The organism is Methyloglobulus sp., from assembly GCF_046714055.1.
Classification (GTDB): domain Bacteria; phylum Pseudomonadota; class Gammaproteobacteria; order Methylococcales; family Methylomonadaceae; genus Methyloglobulus.
Map to the genome: position 1 here is coordinate 1 of NZ_JBKKBJ010000217.1, position 10,350 is coordinate 10,350.

12 protein-coding genes and 1 pseudogene are annotated in these 10,350 nt (G+C 47.4%); 4 read left to right on the top strand and 9 right to left on the bottom strand.

Going from position 1 to position 10,350, the window contains the following annotated elements; genetic code table 11:
- Positions 1–274: 274 nt before the first annotated feature.
- The 3 genes and pseudogenes from ACLQ6D_RS13085 to ACLQ6D_RS13095 all read right to left on the bottom strand — a co-directional run bounded on the left by ACLQ6D_RS13085 (position 275) and on the right by ACLQ6D_RS13095 (position 2,989).
- Positions 275–1,363 (bottom strand): AI-2E family transporter, encoded by a 1,089-nt coding sequence (locus ACLQ6D_RS13085; protein ID WP_411727763.1) that lies wholly within the window; start codon positions 1,361–1,363, stop codon positions 275–277.
- A gap of 83 nt (positions 1,364–1,446) precedes the next feature.
- Positions 1,447–2,043 carry a hypothetical protein gene (locus ACLQ6D_RS13090; protein WP_411727764.1) on the bottom strand — a complete coding sequence of 199 codons (597 nt, stop codon included), beginning with the start codon at positions 2,041–2,043 and terminating at the stop codon, positions 1,447–1,449.
- A 241-nt stretch (positions 2,044–2,284) separates the two neighbouring features.
- A pseudogene (locus ACLQ6D_RS13095) lies at positions 2,285–2,989 on the bottom strand (ISL3 family transposase).
- Positions 2,990–3,088: 99 nt separating this feature from the next.
- Here ACLQ6D_RS13095 and ACLQ6D_RS13100 point away from each other — a divergent pair.
- The gene (locus tag ACLQ6D_RS13100) at positions 3,089–3,319 is read left to right on the top strand and encodes an AbrB/MazE/SpoVT family DNA-binding domain-containing protein (protein WP_411727765.1); all 231 of its coding nucleotides are present in this window, start codon (positions 3,089–3,091) and stop codon (positions 3,317–3,319) included.
- Positions 3,294–3,647 (top strand): type II toxin-antitoxin system PemK/MazF family toxin, encoded by a 354-nt coding sequence (locus ACLQ6D_RS13105; protein WP_411727766.1) that lies wholly within the window; start codon positions 3,294–3,296, stop codon positions 3,645–3,647. Before ACLQ6D_RS13100 ends, ACLQ6D_RS13105 begins: the two co-directional genes overlap by 26 nt.
- A 121-nt stretch (positions 3,648–3,768) precedes the next feature.
- Here ACLQ6D_RS13105 and ACLQ6D_RS13110 read toward each other — a convergent pair whose 3' ends face one another.
- The 3 genes from ACLQ6D_RS13110 to ACLQ6D_RS13120 are packed head-to-tail and all read right to left on the bottom strand — an operon-like array spanning position 3,769 to position 6,233.
- Positions 3,769–5,598, bottom strand: a complete 1,830-nt coding sequence (locus ACLQ6D_RS13110; protein ID WP_411727767.1) for a TonB-dependent receptor family protein — start codon at positions 5,596–5,598, stop codon at positions 3,769–3,771.
- Positions 5,505–5,906 carry a hypothetical protein gene (locus ACLQ6D_RS13115; protein WP_411727768.1) on the bottom strand — a complete coding sequence of 134 codons (402 nt, stop codon included), beginning with the start codon at positions 5,904–5,906 and terminating at the stop codon, positions 5,505–5,507. Before ACLQ6D_RS13115 ends, ACLQ6D_RS13110 begins: the two co-directional genes overlap by 94 nt.
- Positions 5,907–5,915: 9 nt before the next feature.
- Entirely contained in the window at positions 5,916–6,233 is a 318-nt protein-coding gene (locus ACLQ6D_RS13120; protein WP_411727769.1) for a hypothetical protein, read from the bottom strand.
- Positions 6,234–6,512: 279 nt separating this feature from the next.
- On the opposite strand from ACLQ6D_RS13120, the gene ACLQ6D_RS13125 reads away from it, so the two are divergent.
- Together ACLQ6D_RS13125 and ACLQ6D_RS13130 are read left to right on the top strand one after the other, a co-directional pair.
- On the top strand, positions 6,513–6,767 hold the full coding sequence (locus ACLQ6D_RS13125) for an AbrB/MazE/SpoVT family DNA-binding domain-containing protein (RefSeq protein WP_411727770.1): 255 nt from the start codon (positions 6,513–6,515) through the stop codon (positions 6,765–6,767).
- Between the two features lie 121 nt (positions 6,768–6,888).
- Entirely contained in the window at positions 6,889–7,299 is a 411-nt protein-coding gene (locus tag ACLQ6D_RS13130; protein ID WP_411727771.1) for a PIN domain-containing protein, read from the top strand.
- Positions 7,300–7,606: 307 nt separating this feature from the next.
- Here the strand turns inward: ACLQ6D_RS13130 and ACLQ6D_RS13135 are convergent, their stop codons facing one another.
- The 3 genes from ACLQ6D_RS13135 to ACLQ6D_RS13145 form a co-directional block, all read right to left on the bottom strand.
- Complete coding sequence (locus ACLQ6D_RS13135) at positions 7,607–8,656, bottom strand: FecR family protein (RefSeq protein WP_411727772.1); 1,050 nt, start codon at positions 8,654–8,656, stop codon at positions 7,607–7,609.
- Positions 8,657–8,909: 253 nt separating this feature from the next.
- Complete coding sequence (locus tag ACLQ6D_RS13140; RefSeq protein WP_411727773.1) at positions 8,910–9,434, bottom strand: RNA polymerase sigma factor; 525 nt, start codon at positions 9,432–9,434, stop codon at positions 8,910–8,912.
- Between the two features lie 167 nt (positions 9,435–9,601).
- Positions 9,602–10,284, bottom strand: a protein-coding gene (locus ACLQ6D_RS13145) for an IS1 family transposase (RefSeq protein WP_411727774.1) whose coding sequence is annotated in 2 segments (ribosomal slippage) — positions 9,602–9,955 and positions 9,958–10,284 — 681 coding nt in all. Because the reading frame shifts where the segments join, the coding sequence is not laid out codon by codon here.
- Positions 10,285–10,350 lie beyond the last annotated feature (66 nt).

Here is a 10,350-nt window from a genome sequence, read left to right on the forward strand (position 1 = left end):
TCAATGCCTTCCGTTCTCTGCTCGGCATCGCGGGTGAGGTCACTGCCCCCACCTACGCCGAGCTTTACGCCAAAAAATCCTGACCCACTATATCTAGTAGGTGTCTGTGACAACCGGATAAGCACGCCCTCTCCTATTAAGACTGTTATTAACCCGATTAACCTTTTATCCCTTTTGTATAAAGAATATCATTAACTTATGAACCTATTATACTATAATTTATAGGGCGCAATAGTATAGCGTATGCGCCAAAACGAAGCCTACTACGGGGCTATCAAGCCGCATGCCCATCAATCTGCGGCCAAGCCGTCAACACGGCTTTGACAACCGTGGCGAGGGGGATAGCCAAAAACACGCCCCAAAATCCCCATAGGCCGCCAAAAAACAAAATAGCCATAATAATGGCGATAGCATGTAAATTGACTGCCTCAGAAAACAATACCGGAACCAAAAGAACGCCATCCAAGGCCTGGATAATCGAATAGGCAATGACAACATACATGAAATTATCGCCATCCAAGCCCCATTGAAAATAGGCGACCAGCAACACGGGGAATGTCACCAGGGTCGCGCCGATATAAGGGATAATCACTGACAAACCCATCAACACCGAAAGCAACATGGCGTAATTCAGCCCCATTGCTTGGTAAGCCACATAGCTGACCACCCACAAAATGAAAACTTCGGCAAACTTACCGCGTACATAATTGGCGATTTGTATTTCAATCTCTTCCCAAACCCGTACGCTCAGATGCCTGTCCCTTGGCAAATACTGCAAGACCCAGCCAACCAGGATATTTTTATCTTTCAGGAAGAAAAACACCATCATCGGCACTAGAAACAGATACACCAAGGCACTGACCAAACCCACTACGGATGCTGCGGAAACGGTCAGCACATTTTGGCCGTAAACCAGCAATTCCTTTTGGATGGTGAACATGATTTCCTGGATTTTATTTTCATTAATAAACTGCGGATACATTTCCGGCAAGCGCATGATCTGAGTTTGCACCCTGCTGATGAAGGCAGGAATATGTTGGACTAGCTCAACGGCTTGCTGCGTGATGATCGGCATCAAATAAAACAACAGGTAAAGCAAACTGGCCATAAACCCGGAAAACACAAGACCAACCGCAACTAATCTTGGTATCCTCATGCTTTCAACCTTGGCAACCAAGCCTTCCAGAAAATAAGCCAAGACTACGGACACGTATACGGGCTTCAATAAATCGGATAGGAAATAGATCAGGACAAAACTGACCAGCAGGATAATCGCCAGCGAAAAAGCCTGCGAGTTCGGCAAAAAACGGTTAAACCGCTCTTTCAAAAACCGCTTATTGACAAAGTAGGGGTCGGTATTCATTGATGACGAGTTGATGATGCGTTTACTGGCTTACATTCTACCTCCAATAAACAGTTTACACCTATGAAAACTGCGACTTACTTTTACGTCCTGGCCTTGATATTCAACTCGATGAATGGACAACACTGGTGCTTCTCGTCGTAGGACATCAACAAGAATGCCCGATCGATAAGCGAATAGAACTGAAACGGGAATTTCGATAATAAAGGATAAGCGTAATCAAAGCTCAGTATCGGTTCATCCGTATGAATGACGAGCATATAAAGGTCATAAGGGCCGCCCTTGATATTTTTTGAGACATCCTTCACTTCAAGCCGTTGAGTGATTGAGTTTATAAGCTTATGCTCGCTCCATTCCGCTTGTTGATTAGTATCACCGTTCTTATAAGCCATAATAGCCACAGGATCGACCAGCTCTGTCACTTCAATACCCAGCTTTCCGCCCTCGTATAACGCCGCTTCGCAATCCGGCGGATCATTGCCCCGGCCTCGCGCAACCAAGGAATTAAAAAAACCCGCGTTGGCTTTCTCCAGCGATTCTTTTAAGGAATCCACGATTGCCCATTCCTCAAGCTGCCGGTCTACCGGCCAAGCGAAAAAATCACTATAGCCACGCTTTTTCTGCCTCGCCTGATCTAAGGTTTGGGACGTGTTATTTTCATCAGGTTTATCTTTGTCCATAGTAAACTTAGGTGGATTAACGATTCTCTCCTGGTAAGCACTTTGCGAAGCAAAGGCATAACTAACAAAACTGAAATTCAACTTATCATGAAATCAATAGGTTGAAAATTTATTATTAAATTCGGGTATTCGCAAAACCGTGTAGAATTTCTGAAAAATTCATTTTTCAGTGTCGTGTGGAATTATCACACCAAAGTTTAAAAAATCATCATTATTTGGCAAGCCATAGCCTATTTTTTCCTCACGGATTCCAGCCTTGAACGATTGTTTTCAGTTTATGTTTGGCATTGGTGAATAAGGTTCTGGCTCTTAAAACCTCAAAGCTGTAACCGCGCCCCTGTCTTGCAATTGATTTAATGTGATTGTTTACAGATGATTCAGTGTAGGCATTGGTGACCCGGTGGTCGAAGTAGTTAAATACCTCTTTGTGCCAGTTTTCTATTGCCCTCTCCAGGTCGGCAATACAACACGGATGCTGACAGGAACCGAATCTTTCCAATTCAGATAAGCTGATTCTGCCTCTGCCCTGCTCATGTTGCTGTCCCAAATATCATAAGCGTTCTTTGACGTGATACAAATCGTGCAGTACGGGATAGTTCTCTGTCCAACCTGACAATAGGAACTCTTGGGTTGCATCCAGGCCACTCCGTCGTCTCAGCATCAAGAAACGGTCTTTTTTAAGCTGCTTGACTTCTCCGTTGGTCATTTGACTTCTAAGGTTTTTGCAGTCCTTCTCCACCGCTTCATTCGCCATTTTGACGACGTGGAACCTATCGATGACGATGATGGCATTAGGCAAAACCCTATTCACGGCATCCCTGTAAGGCTGCCACATGTCCATCGTGACATATCTGATTTTCTTGGGTTCTTTGAAGCGGTATAAGGCTTTGATGACCGCTGTTTTTTTGCGGCTGCTGACCAAATCTATGAGGGTGCTTTCGCCAATGTTGGTTAATGGTTGTTACGATGTTAGGTTGACGTAAAAACTTGTCATTTCAGTAAGTTTATCCTAAAGTAAGGACTCTTTACATGATTTGGGGGCGCTATGTCGCAACTCGCAAAAATTAGCAGCAAAGGACAAGTCACCGTACCAGTCGATGTACGTAGGAAATTGCATCTTACAACCGGCGATACATTAGCATGGGAAACTGAACCGGATGGTCGCATATGGGTACGTCGTTTAGTGCCCTTGGACATTGATTATTTGGCAGCGGTTAACGGAACATTGTCAGAGTGGAATAGTGCCGAAGATGATGAAGCGTACCGTGACTTATAACCGCTACGACATCGTTAAAGTACCCTTTCCGTTTACTGACAGGCAATCTACCAAGACCCGCCCCGCTTTAGTGTTATCCGATGACAAGGCATTTAATGCCTACATTGGCCATAGCGTCATGGCCATGATTACCAGCGCAAAACATTCCGACTGGCCATTGGATACAGCCATTGAAAACCTAACCGCCGCCGGTTTGCCTGCGTCGTCAATTATTCGCCTTAAACTGTTTACATTGGATAATAGCTTGATTTTGTCTCACTTAGGCCAGCTTGCCACAACCGACAAAGCTATCTTTGAACGAAATTTAAAAACTCTTTTCTGTTTATAAATCATGATCGTCATAATGTCCTGAACCACGGATCATCACCCTACAATTTAACCGCCGTATGGCCGTACAAATCATCCGCCGTACGGTCGTACCCGGCTACGCGGCTGTCTTACGGGTTGTCTCAGTATCGATACTCGAAGCCACCAAACACTGAACGCGTAGCTCCGGGGTTGAACTGGGCGGCATCCAAACCATTGGCATTGCCGGTAATAAAAACTGAAGCCGTGTAATACTCGTTGGTAAGATTACGTCCGTCTACGAATACTTTCCAATGCTTGCCATCGTCCCAACCCATTCTGGCATTCAATAAAGCATAAGGTCTGGCGGCTAAGGTATTAGTAAAATCCACCCAATTTAAGCTGGCGATCTGTGCGTTTGGCCCAATGTAGAAACCACTTGGATGCTGATAGAGTGCCTCAACACGCGCAATATGTTCAGGAATACCGGGCAAACGATTATCGCCTAACCGCTTATCACTATCGAAATGGAAGTTATTCCAGGTGTAATTGCCACTTAGCCTGATTTGGTCGCCCGATGTAATGACATCTAGCGGTACTGTACTTTCAAGAGCCAATTCAATGCCGGTATGCTGGGTTTTTCCAGCGTTGGCCGTTGTAAAGTCGCCGCTACCAAAAGGAGGTGTAGGGATGACAAGGATTTCATCATTCAACCAGGCGTGATAAAAAGCAAAGTCCCATTTCAGCCAGTCAGTTTGGCCACGGGTACCAATTTCCACGGTGCTGGCTGTTTGGCTGGTGCGAGCAGGCTTTAGAAACACATCCGATAAATTTCCTAGAGGCGGTGGCTCTGCACTGCGACTTAAGTTGCCATACAGTTGCGCCTCTTCCGTGGCTTGCCAAGTAAAGCCAAGCTTGGGATTGAAGTTAAAAAAGTCCTGATCAGCCTGATTGCTTGGCCTAGCCGGGCTAGGCACAAAGCCTATCACCCGCTCGTAGTCTACCTTGCGATAGTTGATTTGTCCGCCAACAACCAAGGTGAAGGTATCAGTGAGACTTAATTGATCTTCCAGATAGGCTTCCACGTTAGTCCAGTTGTCCCGCTCTTGATTCAATAAGACACCTCTCTGGAAGCCACCTCCTGGCGTTGCAGCGGCTGCAAAATTGCGGTCTTTAATCCACATCCATTGGTTGAGCCCGCCCCAAACCACTTTATTCTTCAAGCCAAACAAGCCTCCGTTGATCTCATGTCGCCACGAAAAACCGGCATCCTGCCAGGAATCTCGAAAGAAACCGAAAGGAAAGGAGAAGGTAAAGTCTTTGTCGAAATAATAAGCGCCAATGTCAAAACGATCCCCGTCGGCCAATTTTACCGAATGACGTAAATCGACGCGATAAACGGGGAAACCCTGTGGCAGCGTAGTCCCATCAGGATTTTGCTGAGGATTATCGCTGACTTGTTGTTTCGTTATCGGATTTGCAGCCAGGTAGTTATGATTTTGGATGTCAACGGAAAACCGGGTTTCATGATTCTCGTTCCAACGATAGCCAATATTGCCATAACCGAAAATTTGCTCCTGATCGTTGAGTTCGCGGGTGGTGTTGGTATCAATATAGGAGAACGACCCAAAGGCATCAAAGCCTTTTCCCAAAACACCGCCTGCACTGATGGAAGGCCTTACATAGCCGTTAGTGCCGTAAGTCATGCCTACCTTAAGCCGATCAGCCGTATAACCGGTGGGTGTGATGAAATCGATGGCGCCACCCAAATTACTGGAGCCATATTCGAGAGCGCTGGCGCCTCGGTAAACATTAATATGATCAACTGCATAAAAATTAAGCGATTCTGTATCGGTAAATCCATTAGCGTTGGTATAGGGCAGCCCGTCGCGAAGAATTTTTAAACCCCGCATCGGCGAAATGAACGAATTGATGTCGGAGCCCCGGATGGAAATGCGCGAGCCGCTGGTGGCCCCGGCACCGCTATCCCCCAAACACCCGCAGTGTTCGCCAGTGCATCGCTTACCGTCAGCGGTGCACCTTCTTTAATGCGTTCTCCGTCAATGACGGTTGTAGCGCCGGGAACGCGGATTAGTCTTTGCCTAGATTCTGCTATCGATGGTGTTGTCAAATTAGGGCTTTCGGTTTCACCAACCACCGTCATCGGTGCCAATATAATGGTATCTGTGCTTTGGGCGGAATTTTGCACTTCCGGCTTTTCCTCAACACCAGCCGTTTTACTAAAATCGCCAGCCGGCTGTTCCACCGTCACAGTCTTGGCATCGACAAAACGGTAGCTCATGCCGCTGCCTTACAGCAACCGGGTTAGCGCTTGTGACGGGCTTAGGTTGCCGTCCAGTCCGCTCGCTTTGAAGCCACGCAGCTCGTCGGCTTTGACTATCAGTTCCAGGTTGGTGTCGGCGGCAAATTGCAACAGGGCATTATTGAGCGACTGCGCCGGGATATGGTACTGCCGGGCGGCATCGCCCGCGCTTGCTGTTCCGCCTAGGAACAATAACAGCAGTGCCATGATGGGCAGGGTGTTCATGCGCTTGGTAGATAACGGGCAAAATCCCCGTCCGTTGTTTTGCCAACCTGATTTGTTGCTGCGCTTTGGCGTGTTAGTCATGGTTTCTCCTGTTTTTGGTAGTGGTTGTGTTTGAACTGGCCTAAAAATACTTTACATCCCTGTAAACTGGATTCCGGCAATCCCTGCCGGAATGACGGCCTAATAATCAACAGCCAAATGTAACCACTACCTTGTTTTTTATAGGTCTCCTTCCTATACAACGTTTGAGGGGCCAAAATTGCACGGTTTGGGTGAAAATATTTTTTACTTCGGCATGATGTTGACGGGTACCGACTAGCGTATTACTATTTAGCCATTAGTAATGCAACGAGAATCAGAATGCATAAAGTGACCACGAAAAGGCAAGTGACGCTCCCACAAGCGGTTTGCCAGGCAATGGCCTTACAGCCGGGCGATTATGTGGAGGTATTCGCGCGGGATGGGGTGGCTTATATTGTCAAGATGAATTCCGGCAATATAGCTGGAAAGTTTAATCATTTGCTTAAAGGCAACGAATTCCCGTCTTCGGAAGGCATGAAAAAAGCGATCAAAATACGCGCAGCGGATAAAATTTTAGCTAATGGGAACCTCTAAAAATACCCTCTCCCACTGGGAGAGGGCTAGGGTGATGGATGTAAATGATTGATTTTAATCCCCTCATCCCGACCTTCTCCCGAAGGGGGAAGGAGTTTTTTGAATTTTTAGAAGTCCCGTAATGATCGCGGTTGATACTAACGTCCTGCTCCGGTACTTGCTTAAACCCGTCGATAGCCATAACCCGAAGTGGCAGAATGAGGCTGCCGAAACCCTGATTAATCAAGTCGATAAGGTCTTTGTCCCGGCAATCGTCATCGCAGAAATCGAATGGGTTTTGGAGGGCGTTTTTGGCTGCGGAAGGCAGGCGGTTTATTCTGTCATCCACGAGCTTGCGAGCCATACCAAGTTTCAGTTTGATGATTGGGCGGCCTTGAATAATGCGTTATTGGATTACCTTGACTATGTGGGTGTGGATTTATCCGATTGCCTGATTGCGAGGCAAGCGCAAAATGTCTGGGCGGAAACGCTGTATACGTTTGAGAACGAAAAGAAGTTAGGGGCTTTCCCGGTGGCAACCACGCTTAGGTAGGTTGGCTGCGTTGATATTGAATATTTAAGTGCGAATTAAGCGCTAAAAATTTTAAGCACTGAAAATAAGCCCTCTCCAGAGGGAGAGGGTTGGGTGAGGGGAAACCAAAACAAGGCAAACCACTTTGATTTTGATCCCCTCATCCTAACCTTCTCCCGGAGGGGGAAGGAACTGATCACCACACTGAATAGTTACGGTTTTTTTGATAGTTCGGCGTTCGTAAAACGTTATATTGATGAACCCGAAACCGATAAGGTTTTGGCGTGGTGCGATAAAGCCAGCGAAATTATCTCTGAACGGTCAAGTTTTAACGATGCAACAACACCCACCACGAACCCAGCCGAGTTTCTTGCAAGGCCAGCACTGTTCTGACCTTGGCGAGCGTCTCATCAGGATTGTCCAGGGAAAATGCGCCGGTGATACGCAGGTTTTTTAGGCTCGGATCGGAAATAAAGATGCGGCCTGTGCGGTAACGATCCAGTTCGGCAATCAATTCGGCGAGAGGCCAGTCATTCATAAATAACTTGAGTTGTTTCCAGGCGCTGGCTTGGGCAAGATTGACCGTTTCCGGTATGGTTAAGTGACCTTTATAATCATAGCGGAGGCGCTGGCCTTCTTTGATTTCAACCTGGATGTTTTCGGCCTTCTGTAGTTTGGCGGCAACGGCATGTTCCTGGACGGTAATGCTCATTTCACCTGAACCTGGATTATATACTTCGAAAACCGTACCCAAGGCACAGATAGCGAGGCCGCCCGACGCGACTTCAAACGGGCGGTTGGTGTCCTTGGCAACGGTAAATTGTGCCTGGCCGTGGCGCAAGGTAATGTGCCGTAAGGATTCGGTGTAATCCACGGAGACGGCGGTGTTGGTATTGAGCAATAAGTGGCTGCCATCGGCAAGCTGGATGTCCCGTAATTCGCCAGTGCCGGTGCGGTAATCGCTGAGGTAGTCGTCAAAAACATGAGACTGTTCCGGCAGAATTAACGCCACTGCAAACAGCCACGCTGCCGCCAATGACAACGGGACTGCCAGCCAACGGAAATAGCCGGCTGATGACTGTTGCCGAGTGGCTTGTGCTGGTTTTGTTAATGGAATGGTTTGTTTGTTAGGGTTAGTTTCCCTAGTATCGGCTATGGCGGGTGCAGTGACCCGTGGGTTTTGTGCGGCGATGGCCGCATCGTTGAGCAAATCTTCGGCTTTGGCAAAGGCTTGGGCATGATAAATATCTTGCGACAGCCAATCGGCAAAGGCCTGGGTTTCGGCTTCGCTGATCTCCCCTGAACGCAGGAGCACCAGCCATTCAATGGCTTGTTGCATCAGTTCAGGCAGTTTGGCGGTGTCCGTCGGAAAAGGCATTAATGAGATAAATGTAAGCGGTTACTGAATAAGACGTTTCAAGGGTAAAAAACGCTCAAAATAATTCAAGGCTCTATATGGGTTTTGAGGTCTTATCAAACGACTACCAATAATAAGCATAGCGACCATAAATAGTCCCGTCATTTCGGCAATCCCTGCCGGAATGACGGGTATTTTGAAGGATTGCTATATATCGAAGCTCATAATGTAAAAAGACCTCAAAACCCATATAGAGCCTAATTCAATACGGCAATCAATGCCCGTGATCCACGCGCAGGGCCAAATGCGCTAACGCCTTCATTAAATGCCGATGCACTTTGACCCGCGATATGCCCAGCCGTGCCGCAATTTTGTGGTGGGTAAGGCCGTCGATGCTTTGCAGCAAAAACGCGGTGCGGCATTCGGCGTCCAGTTCATCCAGCGCACCTTGCAGGGCTTGTAGCCGTTGCTGCGCCATGACGATTTGTTCAGGCCCCGGAATTTCGCTTGGGTATGAATCTGCACTGAAGCCAGGTGCTATTTCCGCATTAAATCGGCTCCTGACCTTTATTTTGCGTTGGTAATCATTCGCCAGGTTGACGGCAATCCGATAGGCCATGGCACGGGCATTATTGGGGGGATTGCTCTCTGCGTTTTCATGGATACGCAAGAATGTTTCATGGGTGATTTCAGCGGCAACTTCGGAACATTTAAGCCGTTTGGTCAAAAAATTGAGCAATTCTTCGGCCAGGGCTTCGCTCCAATATAAGGCAGGATCAGAAGTCTGAGTTGGTGTCATGATGAAAGCTGCGCTAATGGTTAAATCTTGATTTTCGCATTATCAATGAAAACGCTAACAAACGCTATTTTTAGCGTTAAAATCTTGAGCTTACGCGCAATGTTTGCCTGATGGCAAGGTTAGGTTCTGTTGACATTTGGACTGCATAGGCTAAAAATATGGAATTGCTAATTTAATATAGCTAGCATATTATTCCATTTTGCCATCAGTAGCCTAACAGAGTATTCCAGCATTTTTTGGCATTTACTGTAGCATTTTGATTTGCGGCGCAACCTGGCAAGAAAATGCCTGAACAAGCTGTTATGCCCTTCAACAGTGAAGGTTTCTGCCTTGGATTGCGTATGCCGTCCCTTGGGGACAAACGCCTCGTAGGGTTGCCAGTGATCCGTCATCACCCGCCCAACCGCCACGTCCGCTATGGATTGCCAGAGCTTTTCCCCCGTGGCAGTTCCCCTGGGGCCCAGTACGCAGTCGAGGAACCGTTTCCCATGTCTATCAACAGCAATCCATATCCAGCAATAGTTTTTTTTGAACCGACATAGCTGTGCATTTCGTCCAGTTCAACCACTTGGACAGGCCGATCGCTTTTTATGGCAGCCAACTGTTCGCCAAAGGCCCTGACCCAGTTCAAAATCGTGACATTGCTGAACCCTAGCACACGGCCAATAGACCTGAATCCAAGGCCTTCCAGATAAAGTTCCAAGGCTTGGCGCTTCACGGCCTTGTCCCCAGTGCCGGAACGTTGTGCGACGGTATAACGAGGATGGCAATCTTTGCATAAATAGCGCTGCCGCCCATTCACTTGGCCGTCTTTGCAACTCGCCTGCTTCCCGCATTTTGGACAATCCATCGCAACCTCCCGGTGCATGTTAATGACCCAAAACTTATACAGTATCTATATATAATTAGCAATGCC